We start from the raw sequence: 18,307 nt of genomic DNA, 5'->3' as shown, positions 1-18,307 counted from the left end.
CGCATGGCCGTCTGCCTGAGCGTGCTCGGCGAACTCGACCGGCTGGAGGTCGACCACCCCGACGCGATCGTGGTCCGGCGCGCCACCGCCGGTATCTACCGGACCGTGAAGCAGCGCCGCCGCCAGGAGCGCAGGGCCGCCAAGACCGCCCACGACAAGGCCGTCACCGAGGCCACCGCCACCGGCTCGGCGGAGCGCATCGACGACGAGACCCAGGGCCTGCTTCCGTCCTCCTCGGCCACCGGCGAGATCGCGGGCATACTCCAGCGCCCGCGCTCCTGCTACATCTGCAAGACCCGCTACACCGAGGTCGACGCCTTCTACCACCAGCTCTGCCAGCGCTGCGCCGCCGAGAACCGCGCCCGCAGGGACGCCCGTACGGATCTGACGGGCAAGCGCGCGCTGCTCACCGGCGGCCGGGCCAAGATCGGGATGTATATCGCCCTGCGGCTGCTGCGCGACGGCGCCCACACCACCATCACCACGCGCTTCCCCGGCGACGCCGTACGCCGTTTCAAGGCGATGCCGGACAGCGACGACTGGATCCACCGGCTCAAGATCGTCGGCATCGATCTGCGGGACCCCGCGCAGGTCGTGGCCCTCGCCGACTCCGTCGCCGCCGAAGGCCCGCTGGACATCCTGATCAACAACGCGGCCCAGACCGTACGCCGGTCCCCGCAGGCGTACAGCGAACTCCTCGCCGCCGAGTCCGCGCCCCTGCCCGCCGGCGAACTCCCGGCCTCGCGGGTCATCGGCGCCTTCGGCAGCGGGGCCCAGGCCGTCCTGCCCGCCGCGGGCAGCGAGGCCCTGACCGCTTCCGAGGTCACCTCGCTCGCCCTGGTCGGCGGCTCAGCCAGCCTCGCCAGGATCGAGGCCGGTACGGCGATCGACGCGGGCGGGCTCGTACCCGATCTGCACGACACCAACAGTTGGGTGCAGACCGTCTCCGAGGTCGACCCGGTCGAACTGCTCGAAGTCCAGCTCTGCAACTCCACCGCGCCGTTCATCCTGATCAGCAGCCTGCGCCGGGCGATGGCGGCCACCGCGGCCCGGCGCGCCTATGTGGTGAACGTGTCCGCGATGGAGGGCGTCTTCAGCCGCGGCTACAAGGGTGCGGGTCATCCGCACACCAATATGGCCAAGGCCGCGCTGAACATGCTCACCCGTACCAGCGCCCAGGAGATGTTCGAGTCCGACGGCATCCTGATGACCGCCGTCGACACCGGCTGGATCACCGACGAGCGCCCGCACCCGGACAAGATGCGGCTGGCCGACGAGGGCTTCCACGCGCCGCTCGATCTGATCGACGGAGCCGCGCGGGTGTACGACCCGATCGTGCGCGGCGAGTCCGGCGAGGACCTCTACGGCTGCTTCCTCAAGGACTACGCGCCCGCCAATTGGTGACCGGCACGGGCAGGATCAGACCGGATCGGCCGGATGAGACCGGATCTGATCGGCACCGGGCAATGCCGGGCAATACCGAGCAATCGGCAACTCATAATCGGCCATTTGCTCGAAACCTCACCCGAACGTGAACCCGATGGAGCGGGCAGGCGCTCATTTGGTTACTCTGGGAGGTACGTACGGCCACGCAGGGGATACATCCCCGACGGCCGCGCGGGGACAGGCCCTCTACCACGGCTGCGGTCCCGTCAACGAAACGGCGCCACCGCGACGAATGCCCTGTCCCAGAGTTACGCGACACAGAGGAGCGCGCGGTGACACCAGAAACGACCAAGCGGGAAAAGAGACCGGCGAAGACCTCCGAGCCCAAGCAGGGCCCGGAGAAGATCGGGAACCTCGAAGTGTGGGCCAGGTCCGCCCCCATCCGGCTCGCCGGTTACGAGGACGACCTCGCGGAGCCGCACATCCTGCCGGGTATCGACTGAGGAACACCGGCCGTCCCGTATCCCTGTGACCTCAGGGGTACGGGACGCTTCGCTCATTCCGAAAGGTGCCTTCACCGCTCGCACCGCTCGGGGAAAATGCGGGCATGGAACTGCGTGGGGACAGGGTCGTGCTGCGCACGACGACGGACGGGGACTCCGAAGTCCTCGACAGGATCATGAGAGAGCCGGAAGTCGCGGCGTGGTGGCCGCCCCTGGACGACTACGAGGGCATGCTGGCCGTGGTTTTCGGGGGTGAGGTCATCGGCGCCGTCCAGTTCGACGAAGAGACCGACCCCGAGTTCCGCCGTGCCGGCATCGACATCTTCCTGACGGCGAGCCATCACGGGAAGGGGCTCGGTGCCGACACCGTGCGCACCCTGGCCCGGTGGCTGCTGCGGGAACGCGGCCATCACCGGCTGACCATCGATCCTGCCGCGGCCAACACCGCGGCGATCCGCAGCTACGGCAGCGTCGGCTTCAAACCTGTCGGGATCATGCGGGCGTACTGGCGCAACCACCGGACCGGCATGTGGCAGGACGGGCTGTTGATGGACCTGCTCGCGGATGAGCTGACCTGAGGCGTCAGCGCGGGCCCGCGATCCGGCGCAGTGTGCGGCCCAGCCAGCGTGCGTACGCGAGCTGGAGCACCGGTACCAGCGGGCCTGCGAGCCGGGTGTACCAGCGGGCCGGGCGGCTGAACGCCATCACCGTGAACCAGACCGAGCCGTCCTCCCGCAGCTCGACCACAAAGGACTCCTCGCCGCACTCGGGATGCCCGTCCAGGGTTCCGTAGCCGAATCCGGTGCGGTCCTTCTCGTACGCCGTCCACACCACCCGGCACGGAGCCCTCAGCCGCAGCGGGCCCAGCCCGACCGAGACCTCCACGGCGGTGCCCGGCTCGGCCCAGGGCGTTCCGGCCCGTACCCGCGCGCCCGAGCGGCGGTGCAGGGCCCAGGTGGTGACCGCGGCTCCGGCGGTGTCGAAGACCGGGCGGCCCCGGCCGATCCTGGTGCGGTGGTGGAGATGGCGGTATCCGTCGGGCAGCGGACCGAGCCGGGTCGCGCCGGTCTCCTCGTAGCTGAGGCCGAGTGTGTCGACGGGCTTCATACGGCGCTCTCCTCGGCGAGCGGACGCCACCGGCGGCGTAGTGGCATCGGATCCGGTACGAGAGGTGCGTACGGCGGCCGGGACGGGCACGGCCCGGCGGGTGCGGCCGGCGGTGTGCCGGCCACTCCGGTCCGGCTGACCAGCGCGGACATCCTTCACCACCCCCGTACTTGAACGTGTTCAAGTCCTCTGATCACCCTAGTGCCACTCTCTGAACGCGTTCAAGTCCCGGATGTGCCGCGCCCGTTCCCGCTTGCGGGGCGGTGAGTGATCCGGCAGACATGAAGAGGTCATTCATGGATGAAACAGGCGGGAGATTCCGGTGCCCTCACCCAACCGTCGTCGGCATGCCACGCTTGCCGCGCTGACCGCCGGCATTCTGATCACGGCGGGGTGCGGCGGGGACGGTGGCGGAGAGGCGGGTCCTCAGAGCAACGAGCTGTTCTTCCAGCCGGTCATGGACCGGGGCCCCGACCCCTTCACCGAGTCCACCGCCATCGCCCCGCCCAAGACCAGCGCCAAGAGCCGGGCGGTGGCCAGCCCCCAGCCGCGCGGCGGCGACTCGTACAACGCGCACAACGAGAACAGCTCCGGCCGGACGGCGCGCGCCCTGCCGGGCTCCACCCCCGGTCTCTACAGCGGCACCCAGGCCAACGCCAGTTGCGATGTCGACCGGCAGCTCGGTCTTCTCACGGAGGAGTCCGCCAAGGCCGCCGCCTTCGCCAAGGGCGCGCGGGTCAGCCGGGACTCCGTGACGCGATTCCTGCACGGCCTGACCCCAGTCACCCTGCGTGCCGACGTCCGGATGACGAACCACGCGTACCGGGGCGGCGCCCCGGTCGAGTTCCAGTCCGTACTCCAGGCGGGCACCCCGGTACTGGTGGACAGCCACGGCCTGCCGAGAGTGCGCTGCACGAGCGGCAGTCCGCTGCGGCCGCCCATCGTGGCCCAGGGGTCGATGATCCACCGCGGGACACCGTGGCGCGGCTACCGGCCCGAGCGGGTCGTCGTCATCGACCGCACCACCCAGCCCCTGAGCAGCCTGATCCTTGTCGAGATGGCCAGCCATGAGTGGATCGAGCGGCTGACCGGCACCCGCGGGGAGGCCGACGGGAGTCCCGGCGTCGTACCGGCGTACGGGCCGGACGCCGACATCACCGATCCGGACGAGGTGAAGACACCGACGGAGCCCGACGCCGCGGCCGTGCCCCCCGGACCCCCCGCGCCCCCGGCCCAGCCAGGGCCGCCGGGCGTGTCCTCGGGGCGCGGGGGGCCGCCGCCCCCGCCCCGCCCCCAGCCGGAGCCGCAGCCCGAGGACCTGCCTGAGCCCGAGCCGCAGTCCGAGGACATGCCCGAGCCGGAGCCGCGCTCCGAGGGCATGCCCGATCTGCTGCCCGACGGCGGGTCCGGCGACGGGCCTCTCCCGAACCCCGACGACGTCCGGATCGACAACCTGCTGATCGGTCCCGTCTCGTTCCCGGACTGAGGGCTCGACCGCCTCGGAGGAGGCCGCTCGGACCACTCGAATAATCCGACAATTGATGACAAAGTGTCTGCATGGCTGAACGGGCAGCGGGTCCCCTGTCGCTTCCCGGCGACTGGCCCGCCCAGCCGGATCTCAGCCTCTCTCTGAACGGGATGGGCACCTTCGACTGGGACCTCGCCAGCGGGCTGCTCTATCTGGACGACCAGGCGCTCGACGTGTTCGACACCGCGCCCGAGGAGTACGACGGCCGGCGCGCGAGCCTGGCGGACAGGATCCCGCCCGACGAGGGAGCGCGGCTGGACGCGGTGGTCGCGCGGGCGCTCGGCGACGGCAGCACCGGCTACGGCGCCTACTTCCGGCGCCGCCGGCGCGACGGCACCCTGCGCTGGACCCATACCCAGGGCAGCATCCGCCGCGACGACGAGGGCCGCGCGGTGCGGGTCATCGGTATCGTCCGGGACGCCGTCCAGGAGCTGGCCGACTCCACCGCGCGGCGTGAACTGGCCGCGGTACGCCGGGTGCAGACCACCGTCGTCGAGACCACCACCGCCGCGCTCGCCCACGCCCGGACCGTCCAGGACGTCATCGACGTACTGACGGAGTCCGGCGGCCTGGAGCACCTCGGTGCGAGCGGCCTGGTCATGGGCCTGCTGGAGGCGGGGCGCATCCGGCTGGTCGCCGAGGGGCCCGAGGGCGCCCATGTGCCGGACGTGCGCGTGACACGGACCGACGAGGAGTACCCGCTGAACGAGGTGGTACGGACACTCGCCCCGCGCTTCGTGGAATCCCGCGAGGAGTTCGCCCTCTGCTATCCGGACCTCTGGTCGCACATCCGCGGCTTCGGCATCAACGCCGGCGCCTATCTGCCGCTGATCGCGCAGGCCCGGCCGATCGGGGCGCTCGGGCTGCTCTACGGCGACAAGGAGGGCTTCACCGCCGAGGACCGCAATCTGCTGGTGGCCCTCAGCAGCGGCATCGCCCAGAGTCTCCAGCGCGCCGTCCTCTTCGAGCAGGACCACGATCTGGCGGAGGGGCTTCAGCAGGCCATGCTCCCGCGCCGGATCCCCGCCGTGCCCGGCGCGGAGATCGCGGTCCGCTACCGCTCGGCGCGGCTCGGCAGGGACATCGGGGGCGACTGGTACGACATCATCCCGCTGCCCGGCGGCCGGGTCGGGGCCGTCATCGGCGATGTGCAGGGCCATGACACCCATGCCGCCGCCGTGATGGGACAGCTCCGTATCGTGCTGCGCGCGTACGCCGCCGAGGGGCATCCGCCGGCCACCGTGATGGCCCGGGCCTCGGTCTTCCTGCACGAGCTGGACACCGACCGCTTCGCCACCTGCACCTACGCGGAGGCCGACCTGTCGACCGGGACGGTCCGGCTCGTACGGGCCGGGCACATCGACCCGCTGCTCAGGGAGACCGACGGCTCCTGCCGAAGACTGCCCGTGCCGGGCGGGATGCCGCTGGGGCTCTCCGCGTTCTTCGGGTGGCTCGACTATCCGGTCGAGATCCTCGAACTCGACCCCGGCCAGACCCTGGTGCTCTGCACCGACGGCCTGGTGGAGCTGCCCGGCACGGATCTGGACGACGGTATGGGGCATCTGACCGGGCTGGTACGGGACGGACCGCACGATCTCGAGCTCCTGGCCGACCGGATCTGCGCGGTCGTCGACGAGCGGGGCGGCGACGACGACGGCGCCGTCCTGCTGCTGCGGCGCGGCGGAGCCGGGGGCCCGAGCCCCGGAGGGCGGCTCCAGCAGCGGGTCGCGCGGGGCGACCCGGAGGGGCTGAGCACCGCACGGCACATGATCCGCGCGGCGGTGGGCGCCTGGGGTGCCGGCGCTCGCGCGGACGAGATCGAGCTGGCCGCCGACGAGCTGATCACCAACGCGCTGATGCACACCGGGAACGGCGCGGTCGTGAACGTACGCGTCCTGTCGGGCGCGGAACGGCGTCTGCGCGTCGAGGTCGAGGACCGCTCCAGCACCCTGCCGCACCGCCGCGATGCAGGCGAGTCCGGCGTCTCGGGGCGCGGGCTGCTCCTGGTGGATCTGCTCTCGGACGCGTGGGGGGTGGAGTCGCGCGGCAGCGGCAAGTGCGTCTGGTGCGAATTCGCCGTCCCTGACCGGCCGTCACCCTGAGCCGCCTCTGAGCGGGCATCACCCCGGATTTCCGTCACACTGTGCGATATAGGTCGTTAAGCGCCTGTGAACTGAACGTACTTGACCGTAACCGACCAATTGGTGAGGAGCTGTGCCCGCGCAGTGCCTCGCCCCCTAGGACCTGGGGTTCCCTTGACCACCGAGCTGCTGGCACCTATCGATCTGGCTTTCTGGCATCTCGAATCCGCCGACCATCCCATGCACCTCGGCGCGCTCGCCCTCTTCACCGCCGCGCCCGGTGCGGTGGCCGGCGCCGGACTGCTGGAGCTGCTCGCCACCCGCGCCGCCGCCATCCCCCCGGCTGCGGATGCGGGTACGGGACGTCTGGCTCCCGGTCGGCGGCGCCGCCTGGGCGGCCGACAAGGACTTCGACGTACGGCGGCATGTACGGCGGCTGCGGCTGCCAGCGGGGGAGTTCACGGCACAGGCCGCCCGGCTGGCGGGCGAGCTGATGGAACGCCCGCTGGAGCGCGGTATCCCGCCCTGGGAGATGTACGTCCTGACGCCCGGCGGGCGGGACGCCGTGGCGCCGCGCAAGGGCCGTGGCCCCTGCCCCTTCGCCGTACTGGTGAAGCTCCACCACGCCCTCGCCGACGGTATGCGCGCCGTCGCCATCGGCGCGGGCATCTTCGACCAGATCGCCGACGCCCGGGCCGCCGGGGTCCGCCGGGTCAGGCCGGTGCCGCCCCGGTCCTGGCTGCCCGGGCCCTGGCAGGTGGCGGGCCTGGCCAGGGGCCGGATCGAGGAGCTGGGCCGCGCGGTCGGCATCGGTGCCTCGGTCGTACGGGCCAGCCGGCTCGACCCGCGCGGAACGCCCGCCCTGACCGCCGGATCCAGCGGTACGCGGCGGCTCGCCACCGCCGTGCTCGATCTGGAGGACGTCCAGCGGATCCGCAGGGCCGCCGGCGGCACCGCCAACGACGTGCTGCTCGCGACAGTGGCCGGAGCGCTGCGGCGCTGGATGCTCGAACGCGGCGAGCGGCTGCCCGCCGCGCCCCCGCGCGCCCTCGTACCGGTCTCCCGGCGCCGCCCCGGCAGCCCGCCCGGCTCCGCCAACCGGCTCTCCGCGTATCTCCTCGGCCTCCCGGTCGGCGAGGCCGATCCCCGGGCCCGGCTCGCGCGGGTACGCCGGGCCATGGACCGCAACAAGTCGGCGGGCCCGTCGCGCGGCGCGGGCGCCGTCGCCGTACTCGCGGACCAACTGCCGCCGCTGGCCCACCGGCTCGGGGCGCCGCTCGCGGGCAGCGCGGCCAGGATCCTCTTCGACATCCTGGTGACGAGCGTGCCGCTGCCGCGCTCCACCCTCTCGCTGGGCGGCTGCCCGCTGCGCGAGGTGTATCCGATGGCGCCGCTGGCGCGCGGACAGTCCCTGGCGGTGGCGCTGACCACCTATGGCGGACGTGTCCATGTGGGCCTCGTCGCCGACGGCAAGGCCGTACCGGACCTGGACCGGCTGGCGCGCGGGACGACGGACGAACTGGCGGAGCTGGTGCGGGCCACCAGGGAGATCAGGCCGGGCCGTTGAGCCATGGCTGCCCGACCGATAGGTCGGACAGTTCATTCAAAAGGAAGCACAGAAAGCTGCTCCGGAGGTGTTGACGGCACTCAGTCATCCGATGAATATTCGTCGTGATCGACACCAGACCGGATGGTGTCGGCGTGGCGGGAGGCGGCGGCGGTATGCGGCACAGCACGCTCGGACGCGGTGCGGTCCGGGTGACCGGACTGTCCTTCGGGGCGGCCGGGATCGGCAATCTCTACACACCGGTCGAACCGGACGACGCCAGGGCGGCCGTCGACGCCGCCTGGGACGCGGGCATCCGGTACTTCGACACGGCACCGCACTACGGCCTCGGGCTCTCCGAACGTCGGCTCGGCGAAGCGCTGCGGGACCGGCCGCGCGACACGTACGCCATCTCCACCAAAGTGGGGCGGCTGCTCGAACCCGTCCCCGGGGACGGCCATGCCGGTGACGATCTGGCCCATGGCTTCGCCGTACCCGCCACGCACCGCCGGGTCTGGGACTTCAGCGCCGACGGCGTGCTCCGCAGTATCGAGGCCAGCCTGGAACGGCTCGGCCTCGACCTGCTCGACATCGTCTATCTGCACGACCCGGACGACCACGCCGAGGAGGCCTTCGGACAGGCCTATCCGGCGCTGGAGCGGCTGCGCGCCGAAGGGGTCGTGGGCGCCATCGGCGCCGGGATGAACCAGACCGCGATGCTCACCCGCTTCCTCCGCGACACCGACGCCGATGTCGTCCTGTGCGCGGGCCGCTTCACCCTGCTCGACCAGTCGGCGCTCACCGAACTGCTGCCCGAGGCCGTCGCGCGCGGCAGGAGCGTGGTGGTCGGCGGGGTCTTCAACTCCGGGCTGCTCGCCGATCCGCGCCCCGGCGCGACCTACGACTACGCCGCGGCGCCGCCCGACCTGGTCGACCGCGCCCTGCGGATGGACGCGGTGACACGGCGGTACGGGATACCCCTGCGCGCCGCGGCCCTGCACTACCCGCTGCGCCATCCGGCCGTCGCCAGTGTGCTGGTGGGCACCCGGTCGGCGGCGGAGGTACGGGACGCGGCCGAACTGGCCGCCCGTACCGTCCCCGAGGACCTGTGGGCCGAACTGCGCGCCGAGGGTCTGCTCGGCGCGGAACCGGACACCGCGGAGCCCCCGGCCGAAGGGCTGCCGACCGGGAACGGAGCGAAGTCATGAGGGTCGCCCTGCACACCACGGTCCGCGCCGACCGGATCGAGGAGTACGAGGCCGCGCACCGCGAGGTGCCCGCCGAACTCACCGCCGCGATCCGCGCGGCGGGCGCCACGTCCTGGACGATCTGGCGCAGCGGCACCGACCTCTTCCATCTGCTGGAGTGCGAGGATTACCCGCGCCTGCTCGCCGAGCTGGACCGGCTGCCCGTCAACGCCGCCTGGCAGGCCAGGATGGCAGGACTGCTCGATGTCCCGCACGACTACTCGGCGGGCGGTGCCGATGCCGCGCTGCCCGTCGTCTGGGAGCTGTGACCGCCGATGACACCGCCGAACACCGCGGGTGCCACCAACACCGCGAGTGCCACAGATACCGCCGATGCCCCGAGCACCGCGGGAATCGTGGACGCCCATCACCACATCTGGGATCTGTCCGTACGCGACCAGGACTGGATCACCGGCCCCGCCCTGACGCCGATCCGCCGGAACTTCACCCTCGACGAGCTGGAGCCGGAGGCACGCTCCGCCGGAGTGACGGCCACGGTGCTCGTCCAGACCATCTGCGTGCCGGAGGAGACCCCCGAATTCCTCGCCGCCGCCGGCAGCAGTGAGCTGGTCGCGGGCGTCGTCGGCTGGACCGACCTCACCGCGCCCGGGATCGCCGACACCCTCGCCGCGCTGCGCGAACTGCCGGGCGGCGACCGGCTCGTGGGGATCCGCCACCAGGTGCAGGGCGAGTCCGATCCGCGCTGGCTGCTGCGGCCGGACGTGCAGCGCGGGCTCGCGGCGGTCGCCGCCGCGGGGCTCGTGTACGACCTGGTCGTCCTCCCGCACCAGTTGCCCGCGGCGGCGGTGGCGGCCGAACTGCTGCCGGACCTCACGTTCGTCCTCGACCACCTCGGCAAGCCGCCGATCGCCTCCGGCGGCCTCGACCCGTGGGCGGACCACATCAGGACGCTCGCCGCCCGGCACAACACCGTCTGCAAGCTGTCCGGCATGGTCACCGAGGCCGACTGGGACTCCTGGACGGCCAACGGGCTCCGCCCGTACGCGGACACAGTCCTGGACGCCTTCGGCCCCGGCCGTCTGATGTTCGGCTCCGACTGGCCGGTCTGCCGGCTGGCCGCCACGTACGGCGAAGTGCTGGACGCGGCACGGGTGGTGACGAGCGCCCTGAGCGACCCCGAGCGAGGCGAGATCTTCGCCGGCACGGCACGCCGCGTGTACGGCCTCTGAGCCGGGGCCCCGGACGCGTACGAGCCGCCGCCACGGGCCCCCGGCGGGGGAACCCGGGGCGGGTTCCGGACCCGTACGAGTGCCCGCCACGGCCCCCCGGCGGGGGAAACCCCGGGCGGGGTCCCGGACCCCGTACGAGTCGCCGCCACGGGCCGCCCGGCGGGGAACTGGGCCGGTCCGTCGGGCTCCGGACCGCCCCGGGGCCGTGACTGGCCCCGGACCCAGCCCGGCACGGCTTCCTCGCGCGCCCGCCAGGCGCGCGAAGCAACGTGTCATGGGCCCGGCACGGGCTTCGCCCGCAGGCCGAGCGGGCACGGTCCTGCTCCGGCGCGGTCATCGCATGGGCCTCGCCCGCAGGCCGACCCGGGCACGGTCCCGCTCCAGCGCGGCCTTCGCCGCACACGTCCGTCACGTCAGGACCACCGCCCGCGGCGACGTACACGCCCCGCCCCGGCCCCCGCACTGTCAGGGGCTCTGGACCGGGTCCGATCCCGCGTGGGCCCTGCGGACCGCCTCCGGGTACGGGTCCATGCCCAGCAGCGCCGTCACCGAGCCGGTGGTCAGGCGGTGCCAGGTGGCTGCCCTGCGGAGCATCGCGTGGTCGCCGCCCGGCAGCAGGACCGCGCAGGCCTCCGCGCCCGCCGCCCGCGCCCTGGCCGCCAGTTCGACGGTCTCGCGTGGGTCCGTCACCCGGTCGCGGTCGCCGTGCAGCAGCACCGCGCGGCAGCCCGCGAGCTGCTCCACCGGCTCGCCCCGGGGGCACCAGGGCGCCAGCGCCACCACCCCGCTGACCCGGTCGTGCCCCGCGACCGCCAGGGCCGCGCGACCGCCCATCGAGTGCCCCACCAGCACCACCGGCACCGGCCCCGCCAGCTCCTCCAGTTCGTCGAGCGCCCGGCGCGCGTCACGGGCCGCGTCGGCGCGCCCGCCGTTCCACCCCTGGTACCGGTAGCGCACCCGGCCCACCACCACGTCGTACCCGTCGGTGGCCCGCAGCACCGCCCGGCTGAAGGGCCACATCCGTACCCCCGGCGGATTGATCCGGCCCGGCGGCCGCTCGCTTTTCGAACGACCGCCGTGCAGCACCAGGACGGCGGCGCGGGGCCGCGCCGAGGTCCTGTCGAGGACCAGCGCGGACTGGACGGCGGCTCGGCGGTCGCTCACGGGCATGCGGGGCCTTTCTTCCGGCGGACGGGGTCATGGGGCGACCCCTCGTGTGGTGACACCCGCCCCGTCGGCGCGGGGCTCAATAGGCGGTCGCAAGGGGACTGCGGCACGCTGGACGCATGCCGGAAGTACCCGAAGTCGAAGCACTGCGCGAGTTTCTCGACGGCCGGCTCGTGGGCAGGGAGATCGTCCGCGTGCTGCCCCTGACGGTCAATGTCCTGAAGACCTACGATCCGCCGCTCTCCGCTCTGGAGGGCACCACGGTCGCGTCCGTCGCCCGCCACGGCAAGTACCTCGACATCGCCGCGGCCGGCCCGGGCGGCGGCGACCCGCTGCATCTCGCCGTCCATCTCGCCCGCGCGGGCTGGCTCCGCTGGAAGGACTCGTTCCCTCCGGAGCCGCCACGGCCCGGCAAGGGACCGCTCGCGCTGCGGGTCGTCCTCGCCGACGGGGACGGATTCGATCTCACCGAGGCGGGCACCACCAAGCGCCTCGCCGTCCATCTCGTACGCGACCCGGCCGATGTCCCCGGGATCGCCTCGCTCGGCCCCGATCCGCTCGACGGCTCCTTCGACCGCGCCGCGTTCGCCCGGCTTCTCGCCGGTGAGCGGCGGCAGATCAAGGGGGCGCTGCGGGACCAGCGCCTGATCGCGGGGATCGGCAACGCCTACAGCGACGAGATCCTGCATGCCGCCAAGATGTCCCCGTTCAAACCGGTCAAGAATCTCTCCGAGGACGAGATCACCCTCCTCTACGAAGCCCTGCGCACCACGCTGCGCGAGGCCGTCGAACGCTCGCGCGGGGTGGCCGCGGGGCGGCTCAAGGCGGAGAAGAAGACCGGGCTCCGGGTGCACGGCCGGGCTGGGGAGGCCTGTCCGGTCTGCGGTGACACCATCCGGGAGGTCTCCTTCAGCGATTCCTCGCTCCAGTACTGCCCCACCTGCCAGACCGGCGGCAAACCGCTCGCGGACCGCCGGATGTCCCGCCTCCTCAAGTGACCCGCCTCCTCGCCCGGCCGAGCAACACGGCACTGACGGACCAACGCGTCCCGCCCGCGGAACGTGCCCGCTCAGCCGTTCCCGTTCCCGTTCCGCCCGCCGATCGTCACCAGCCGCTGTCCGTCCGCGGCCCGCACCTCGAAGTGGTCGATCTGGCCCGGCCGCAGCGCCGCCCCGCCCCGGGTGACCAGTGCCTCGCCGTCCCCGGCGCGCGCGGCCCAGGTCGTCACCGTCTCCTGGGAGCCGTCCACCCCCACCGCGACCAGCGCGCAGACCCCGAAGGCGCCCTGCCGTACCAGTTCGAGGCCGACGTCCGTGCCCCAGCCCGTCTCCGCCGCCGTCACCACGGCCGCCGTACCGGTCGCCCGGTCGGTGGCGGTCCACCGTACGGCCTGCGCGCCCTGAGCCGGTCCCGGGGCGGTACGGAGCACCGCGAGCGGGCCGCCCACCACGAGCACCGCGGCCGCGGCCACCAGCGCGAGCCGCCGCCCCCGCCGGACGCGCCGCCCGGCGGCGGTGCGCTCCAGCAGCCCGGCCAGCAGCTCCGGGGCGGCGGCGGTGAACGGCGCCACTCCGGGCGGGGTGCGCCGCGCGTACTCGTCGAGCTGCGCCCGTACCCCGCCGAGATCGGCGAGCAGCAGGGTGCACCGCGGACAGTCCATGAGGTGGTCCTCGAAGCGGAAGGCGTCCGGGGGTCGAGCACGCCCAGCGTGTAGGCGCCCACATCACGATGGAGGTCCAAGGTCCGCATGATGTCTGGTACGGACCGGAGCCCGGAATCATTCAAGCGGGGAAGCCATTGTGTGTCCGAGGACCTACACTCCGGCGTCATGCTGCGCGTACTGGCCGTCGACGACGAGGAACCGGCCCTCGAAGAGCTGCTCTATCTGCTCAGGGCCGACCCCCGGATCCGCAGCGCCGAGGGCGCGACCAGCGCGACGGGGGCCCTGCGCCGGATCGGTGACGCGCTCGACGCCGGGCCCGACGGCTCCGCCGCCATCGATGTGGTCTTCCTCGACATCCATATGGCCGGACTGACCGGGCTCGATGTCGCCAAGCTGCTGGCCGGGTTCGCCGAGCCGCCGCTGATCGTCTTCGTCACCGCCCATGAGGGCTTCGCCGTCCAGGCCTTCGATCTGAAGGCCGTCGACTACGTCCTCAAACCGGTCCGCAGGGAGCGGCTCGCCGAGGCCGTGCGCCGGGTCGCCGAACTGGTCGGGGAGCGCGGTCCCGCGCAGACCCCCGCGGCCGACCAGATCCCCGTCGAACTCGGCGGTGTGATCCGCTTCGTCGCCGTAGACGACATCGCGTACGCCGAGGCGCAGGGCGACTACGCCAGACTGCACACCGACAACGGCAGCCATCTCGTACGGATCCCGCTCACCACCCTGGAGGAGCGCTGGCGGGCCCGCGGTTTCGTACGGATCCACCGCCGCCATCTCGTCGCGCTGGCCCGGATCGACGAACTGCGGCTGGACGCGGGCGCGATGAGCGTCCGCGTGGGGGACGCGGAGCTGGCCGTGAGCCGCCGCCACGCCCGCGCCCTGCGGGACCTTCTGATGCGGCAGGGCGGGCGCTGACGACACGGCCGGGGCAGGCGCTGACCAGTGCCTTCCCCCGGGATCGCCGGTCTGCGTACACTCCGGGCCCTACTGTCCGGCACGGTGGTCCGGCAGGGGCGGTATCGCACGGCGGCATCCGACAGAGCCGTGGGCCGCGACGGGGAGGAGAGACCATGACCGGCGAGTCCCGGCAGCCCGCGCCCCGGCGCGAGGTCGTCACCGGTGAACCCCGTCGCGTACGGCCGCTGCCCCGCTACCGCGCCCAGGCGGAGATCGAGGAGCAGACCGCGCTCGGCGACGCCTATGTCCGCTCCCTGATGCGGGGTCAGCTCCGCGCCGGACTCACCGCGTTCGCCGTTCTCGCGCTGGTCGTCGGCACCCTGCCGCTGGCCTTCGCCGCGCTGCGCGACGCGACGGCGGTGTGGGTGGTGCTCGGCTTCGCCGCCTATCCGCTGCTCACCCTGCTCGCCTGGTGGTACGTACGCCGCGCCGAGCGCAACGAGCGTGACTTCGCCCGGCTGGTGAAGGGCCGGCCCGTTCCGTGAACCAGAGCTATACCGTGACCGCCGTCGCCCTCGTCGTCCTCGCGACCGTCCTTGTCGGCGGCTTCGGGCTGCGGATCTCCCGTACCACCTCCGACTTCTATGTCGCCTCCCGCACGGTGGGGCCCGGGCTCAACGCCGCCGCGATCAGCGGTGAATACCTGTCCGCCGCCTCCTTCCTCGGGGTCGCGGGACTGGTGCTGCTGCACGGCCCCGACATGCTCTGGTACCCGGTCGGCTACACCGCCGGCTATCTGGTGCTGCTGGTCTTCGTCGCCGCCCCGCTGCGCCGCTCCGGGGCGTACACGCTCCCCGACTTCGCCGAGGGCCGGCTCGAATCCCGCGCGGTGCGCCGGCTGGTCAGTGTGTTCGTGGCCGGGGCGGGCTGGCTCTATCTGGTGCCCCAACTCCAGGGCGCGGGGCTGACCTTGACGATTCTCACCGGGGCGCCCGACTGGTTCGGCGGGGTGCTGGTCGCGCTGGTCGTGGTGGTCGCGGTGGCGGCGGGCGGGATGCGCAGCATCACCTTCGTCCAGGCCTTCCAGTACTGGCTCAAGCTCACCGCCCTGCTCGTACCGGCGCTGTTCCTGCTGCTGGCCTGGCAGGGCGACGGCCGGCCGCGCGTCGATCTCGATCTGGCGAGCGCCGTCGCGGGCCGCGCCGACCATCCGCTCTACGCGACCTATGGACTGATCGTGGCGACCTTCCTCGGCACCATGGGCCTGCCCCATGTCGTCGTCCGCTTCTACACCAGCCCCAACGGCCGGGCCGCCCGCCGCACCACCCTCTTCGTACTGGCTCTGATCGGCGCGTTCTATCTGCTGCCGCCCGTGTACGGCGCGCTCGGCAGGCTCTACGTACCCGAACTGCCCTACGGTACGAACGCCGACGCCGCGGTGCTGCTGCTGCCGGAGCGTGCGATCGGCGGTCTCGGCGGGGCGCTGCTGGGCGCGCTGGTCGCGGGCGGGGCGTTCGCCGCGTTTCTGTCCACCGCCTCCGGACTGACCATGGCGGTCGCGGGGGTCCTCACCCAGGATGTCCTTCCGTCGCGCGGTGTACGGCACTTCAGGCTGGCCACCCCGCTCGCCATGGCCGTACCGCTCGGCGGGTCCCTGCTGATCACGGGGATGCCGGTGGCGGACTCGGTGGGAATGGCCTTCGCGGTCTCCGCGTCGTCGTTCTGTCCGCTGCTGGTGCTGGGGATCTGGTGGCGGCGGCTGACCCCTCCGGGGGCGATCGCGGGGCTGCTGCTGGGCGGCGGACTGTCGTTCGCCGCCACGGTGATCACGGTGAGCGGGGCGGTACGGTCGGGCTGGCCGCACGCGCTGCTGGCCTGGCCCGCCGTGTGGTCGGTGCCGGTGGGCTTTCTCGCGATGATTCTGGTGTCCCTGGCCACCCGGAGCCGGATACCGCCCGGCACCAACGCCGCCATGGCGCGCTTCCACCTCCCGGAGGCACTGATGCCGGGCGCCCGCGGTGAAATGGGCGAAGCCGGTGGTGTTGGCGGAGCGGGTGGTACGAGCGGTCCCGGCCGTACGAGCCACAAGGGAGGCGTCCGATGAGCGGAGCCGCACTCGCCGTGCTGATCGTCCTCGGCCCGCTGCTGCTCGCGGGCGGCTTCCTCCTCGGCCGCCGTACCGCCCGCCCCGAGCGGACCAGCGATGTCGGCACGCCCGTCGAGCACGCCACCTTCGAGACTCTGCACACCGCCTCGCTCGCCACCCCGCCGCTCAGGGCCGGGCTCACCGAGGAGAGCGCGCGCAAGGCGGCCCGCCGGCTCCGCTCCCTGCTCGGCACCGACGCCCTCTGTCTCACCGACCGGGAGCGGGTCCTCGCCTGGGACGGCCTGGGCGAACACCACGGCAAGCATGTGATGGACCATGTCCAGGGGCTGCTGGGCAGTGGCCGGTACACCGCCTTCGCCAGCGGCTGCGGCGATCTCGACTGCCCGCTGCGCTGGGGCGTGGCGGCCCCGCTCACCGTCGACCACCGGGTGCTCGGCACCCTTGTCGCCTACGCGCCGAGGGAGTCGGCGGTGCTCGCCAGGGCGGCCGGAGAGGTCGCCCGCTGGGTCTCCGTACAGCTCGAACTCGCGGAGCTGGACCGCTCCCGCACCCGGCTGATCGAGGCCGAGATCAGGGCCCTGCGCGCCCAGATCTCCCCGCACTTCATCTTCAACTCGCTCGCCGCCATCGCCTCGTTCGTCCGTACCGACCCCGAGCGCGCCCGTGAACTCCTGCTGGAGTTCGCCGACTTCACCCGCTACTCGTTCCGCAGGCACGGCGACTTCACCACCCTGGCCGACGAACTGCACTCGATAGACCAGTATCTGGCGCTGGTACGGGCCCGGTTCGGCGAGCGGCTCTCGGTCACCCTCCAGGTCGCGCCCGAGGTGCTGCCCGTCGCGATGCCCTTCCTCTGCCTTCAGCCGCTGGTCGAGAACGCCGTCAAGCACGGCCTCGAAGGAGCGGTCACCACCAGCCGTATCACCATCAGCGCCCTCGACGCCGGGGCCGAGGCCGAGGTGGTCATCGAGGACGACGGGGTCGGCATGGAGCCCGACCGGCTGCGCCGGATCCTGCGCGGCGAGGGCGGCGCGTCCACCGGGATCGGCCTGCTCAACGTGGACGAACGGCTGCGCCAGGTGTACGGGGACGAGTACGGCCTCGTCATCGAGACGGGCGTGGACGCCGGGATGAAGATCACCGTACGGATCCCCAAGTACCGCGCGGGCGTGCACGGGACCTGAGACGTCCTCGGGCCGGAGCCGTCCGGGACCTGAGCCGTCCGGGACCTGAGCCGTCCGGGACCCGAGCCGTCCGAGCGCCGGAGCCGTCCGGGGCGGAGCCGGGGGATCCCCGGCGGGGTCAGTACAGATGCGTGGCCAGATGCCCCAGCGGAAGCCCGAGCTGCCAGGCCGGTGTCCACACCTGCGGCCCCTCCGCCTCCCCGGCCGCGCCGGTGGCTCCGTCCGTGAAGCGGTCGGCGCGCGCGGGACCCATGGCGTCGAGATCGGCCGCCAGCAGCTCCGTCTCCTCCAGCCACCGCCAGGCGGCCCCGGCCAGCTCCAGATCCGGATCGCAGTTCCGTGAACCGGATTCGAAGGCCGCCGCCTCCAGCCGGTCCAGCCGCGCGCAGACCCAGTCGCGCCAGCTCGTCCCGTACGCCGTCAGTGAGCGCCACTCGTCCATCCGGGCCACGACGCGGGGGCCGGCCACCGGTCCTTCGGAGAGAAAGATGGTCAGGGCCAGCGCGTCCCGGCCGGCCCGGTACTCCAGCGTCGTGGGGGGCATCAGATCGCCGGTGCGCAGCAGCTCGTCGGCGATGTACTCGGCGTACATCCAAGCCATGGGCACCAGCAGACCGCCACCCGCCCCTTCGGTACATTCCGGACGCATTGCTTTTCCGCCTTCCTTCCCCCGAAGCCTCCTTCAGGGAGCATTGAACCGG

Annotated in this window: 17 protein-coding genes and 1 pseudogene; 14 read left to right on the top strand and 4 right to left on the bottom strand. The window is 72.7% G+C overall.

Going from position 1 to position 18,307, the window contains the following annotated elements; genetic code table 11:
• Window positions 1-3 precede the first annotated feature (3 nt).
• The 3 genes from KQY30_RS03085 (at window position 4) to aac(6') (ending at window position 2,467) form a co-directional block, all read left to right on the top strand.
• A complete protein-coding gene (locus KQY30_RS03085) occupies window positions 4-1,404 on the top strand; it encodes an SDR family NAD(P)-dependent oxidoreductase (RefSeq protein ID WP_254407526.1) in 1,401 nt (466 codons plus the stop codon).
• A 314-nt stretch (window positions 1,405-1,718) separates the two neighbouring features.
• Complete coding sequence (locus KQY30_RS03080; protein ID WP_217305439.1) at window positions 1,719-1,889, top strand: hypothetical protein; 171 nt, start codon at window positions 1,719-1,721, stop codon at window positions 1,887-1,889.
• Between the two features lie 104 nt (window positions 1,890-1,993).
• Window positions 1,994-2,467, top strand: a complete 474-nt coding sequence (gene aac(6') / locus KQY30_RS03075; RefSeq protein ID WP_217305438.1) for an aminoglycoside 6'-N-acetyltransferase — start codon at window positions 1,994-1,996, stop codon at window positions 2,465-2,467.
• Window positions 2,468-2,471: 4 nt separating this feature from the next.
• On the opposite strand, the gene KQY30_RS03070 is transcribed toward aac(6'), so the two are convergent.
• A complete protein-coding gene (locus KQY30_RS03070) occupies window positions 2,472-2,996 on the bottom strand; it encodes a DUF1990 family protein (protein ID WP_217305437.1) in 525 nt (174 codons plus the stop codon).
• Between the two features lie 322 nt (window positions 2,997-3,318).
• Between KQY30_RS03070 and KQY30_RS03065 the strand changes: the two genes are divergently transcribed.
• From KQY30_RS03065 to KQY30_RS03040, 6 genes and pseudogenes are all read left to right on the top strand, one after another.
• Complete coding sequence (locus KQY30_RS03065) at window positions 3,319-4,482, top strand: DUF6777 domain-containing protein (protein ID WP_217305436.1); 1,164 nt, start codon at window positions 3,319-3,321, stop codon at window positions 4,480-4,482.
• Between the two features lie 71 nt (window positions 4,483-4,553).
• Entirely contained in the window at window positions 4,554-6,626 is a 2,073-nt protein-coding gene (locus tag KQY30_RS03060) for a SpoIIE family protein phosphatase (protein ID WP_217305435.1), read from the top strand.
• Between the two features lie 153 nt (window positions 6,627-6,779).
• Window positions 6,780-8,172: pseudogene (locus KQY30_RS03055) on the top strand (wax ester/triacylglycerol synthase family O-acyltransferase).
• A 155-nt stretch (window positions 8,173-8,327) separates the two neighbouring features.
• Window positions 8,328-9,359 (top strand): aldo/keto reductase, encoded by a 1,032-nt coding sequence (locus KQY30_RS03050; protein ID WP_217310698.1) that lies wholly within the window; start codon window positions 8,328-8,330, stop codon window positions 9,357-9,359.
• Window positions 9,356-9,667 (top strand): L-rhamnose mutarotase, encoded by a 312-nt coding sequence (locus tag KQY30_RS03045; RefSeq protein ID WP_217305434.1) that lies wholly within the window; start codon window positions 9,356-9,358, stop codon window positions 9,665-9,667. The genes KQY30_RS03050 and KQY30_RS03045 overlap by 4 nt, the downstream gene beginning before the upstream one ends.
• A gap of 6 nt (window positions 9,668-9,673) precedes the next feature.
• Complete coding sequence (locus KQY30_RS03040; RefSeq protein WP_217305433.1) at window positions 9,674-10,588, top strand: amidohydrolase; 915 nt, start codon at window positions 9,674-9,676, stop codon at window positions 10,586-10,588.
• Window positions 10,589-11,053: 465 nt separating this feature from the next.
• Here the strand turns inward: KQY30_RS03040 and KQY30_RS03035 are convergent, their stop codons facing one another.
• On the bottom strand, window positions 11,054-11,758 hold the full coding sequence (locus KQY30_RS03035; protein WP_046494791.1) for an alpha/beta hydrolase: 705 nt from the start codon (window positions 11,756-11,758) through the stop codon (window positions 11,054-11,056).
• 116 nt (window positions 11,759-11,874) lie between these two features.
• Between KQY30_RS03035 and KQY30_RS03030 the strand changes: the two genes are divergently transcribed.
• Entirely contained in the window at window positions 11,875-12,753 is an 879-nt protein-coding gene (locus KQY30_RS03030; protein ID WP_217305432.1) for an Fpg/Nei family DNA glycosylase, read from the top strand.
• Between the two features lie 71 nt (window positions 12,754-12,824).
• Here the strand turns inward: KQY30_RS03030 and KQY30_RS03025 are convergent, their stop codons facing one another.
• A complete protein-coding gene (locus KQY30_RS03025; RefSeq protein ID WP_367997386.1) occupies window positions 12,825-13,415 on the bottom strand; it encodes a hypothetical protein in 591 nt (196 codons plus the stop codon).
• 168 nt (window positions 13,416-13,583) lie between these two features.
• Between KQY30_RS03025 and KQY30_RS03020 the strand changes: the two genes are divergently transcribed.
• The 4 genes from KQY30_RS03020 (at window position 13,584) to KQY30_RS03005 (ending at window position 17,606) form a co-directional block, all read left to right on the top strand.
• Entirely contained in the window at window positions 13,584-14,333 is a 750-nt protein-coding gene (locus tag KQY30_RS03020) for a LytTR family DNA-binding domain-containing protein (protein WP_217310697.1), read from the top strand.
• A gap of 155 nt (window positions 14,334-14,488) precedes the next feature.
• Window positions 14,489-14,860, top strand: a complete 372-nt coding sequence (locus tag KQY30_RS03015) for a hypothetical protein (RefSeq protein ID WP_232788683.1) — start codon at window positions 14,489-14,491, stop codon at window positions 14,858-14,860.
• Window positions 14,857-16,419, top strand: coding sequence for a cation acetate symporter (locus KQY30_RS03010; protein ID WP_217305431.1), 1,563 nt, complete (start codon window positions 14,857-14,859; stop codon window positions 16,417-16,419). Before KQY30_RS03015 ends, KQY30_RS03010 begins: the two co-directional genes overlap by 4 nt.
• The gene (locus KQY30_RS03005) at window positions 16,416-17,606 is read left to right on the top strand and encodes a sensor histidine kinase (RefSeq protein WP_217305430.1); all 1,191 of its coding nucleotides are present in this window, start codon (window positions 16,416-16,418) and stop codon (window positions 17,604-17,606) included. The genes KQY30_RS03010 and KQY30_RS03005 overlap by 4 nt, the downstream gene beginning before the upstream one ends.
• Before the next feature lie 118 nt (window positions 17,607-17,724).
• Here the strand turns inward: KQY30_RS03005 and KQY30_RS03000 are convergent, their stop codons facing one another.
• Window positions 17,725-18,255, bottom strand: a complete 531-nt coding sequence (locus tag KQY30_RS03000; RefSeq protein ID WP_217305429.1) for a hypothetical protein — start codon at window positions 18,253-18,255, stop codon at window positions 17,725-17,727.
• Window positions 18,256-18,307: the final 52 nt, after the last annotated feature.

Source organism: Streptomyces sp. GMY02, assembly GCF_019056675.1.
GTDB classification, from domain to species: Bacteria; Actinomycetota; Actinomycetes; order Streptomycetales; family Streptomycetaceae; genus Streptomyces; species Streptomyces odonnellii.
This window is presented reverse-complemented; position numbering and strand designations above follow the sequence as displayed.

Bases quoted from the DNA above. Each gene is read 5' to 3' on its own strand.
- KQY30_RS03085 (WP_254407526.1), top strand. From the start codon at position 4: ATGGCCGTCTGCCTGAGCGTGCTCGGCGAACTCGACCGGCTGGAGGTC.
- KQY30_RS03070 (WP_217305437.1), bottom strand. From the start codon at position 2,996: ATGAAGCCCGTCGACACACTCGGCCTCAGCTACGAGGAGACCGGCGCG.
- KQY30_RS03060 (WP_217305435.1), top strand. From the start codon at position 4,554: ATGGCTGAACGGGCAGCGGGTCCCCTGTCGCTTCCCGGCGACTGGCCC.
- KQY30_RS03050 (WP_217310698.1), top strand. From the start codon at position 8,328: ATGCGGCACAGCACGCTCGGACGCGGTGCGGTCCGGGTGACCGGACTG.
- KQY30_RS03045 (WP_217305434.1), top strand. From the start codon at position 9,356: ATGAGGGTCGCCCTGCACACCACGGTCCGCGCCGACCGGATCGAGGAG.
- KQY30_RS03040 (WP_217305433.1), top strand. From the start codon at position 9,674: ATGACACCGCCGAACACCGCGGGTGCCACCAACACCGCGAGTGCCACA.
- KQY30_RS03035 (WP_046494791.1), bottom strand. From the start codon at position 11,758: ATGCCCGTGAGCGACCGCCGAGCCGCCGTCCAGTCCGCGCTGGTCCTC.
- KQY30_RS03030 (WP_217305432.1), top strand. From the start codon at position 11,875: ATGCCGGAAGTACCCGAAGTCGAAGCACTGCGCGAGTTTCTCGACGGC.
- KQY30_RS03025 (WP_367997386.1), bottom strand. From the start codon at position 13,415: ATGGACTGTCCGCGGTGCACCCTGCTGCTCGCCGATCTCGGCGGGGTA.
- KQY30_RS03020 (WP_217310697.1), top strand. From the start codon at position 13,584: ATGCTGCGCGTACTGGCCGTCGACGACGAGGAACCGGCCCTCGAAGAG.
- KQY30_RS03015 (WP_232788683.1), top strand. From the start codon at position 14,489: ATGACCGGCGAGTCCCGGCAGCCCGCGCCCCGGCGCGAGGTCGTCACC.
- KQY30_RS03005 (WP_217305430.1), top strand. From the start codon at position 16,416: ATGAGCGGAGCCGCACTCGCCGTGCTGATCGTCCTCGGCCCGCTGCTG.
- KQY30_RS03000 (WP_217305429.1), bottom strand. From the start codon at position 18,255: ATGCGTCCGGAATGTACCGAAGGGGCGGGTGGCGGTCTGCTGGTGCCC.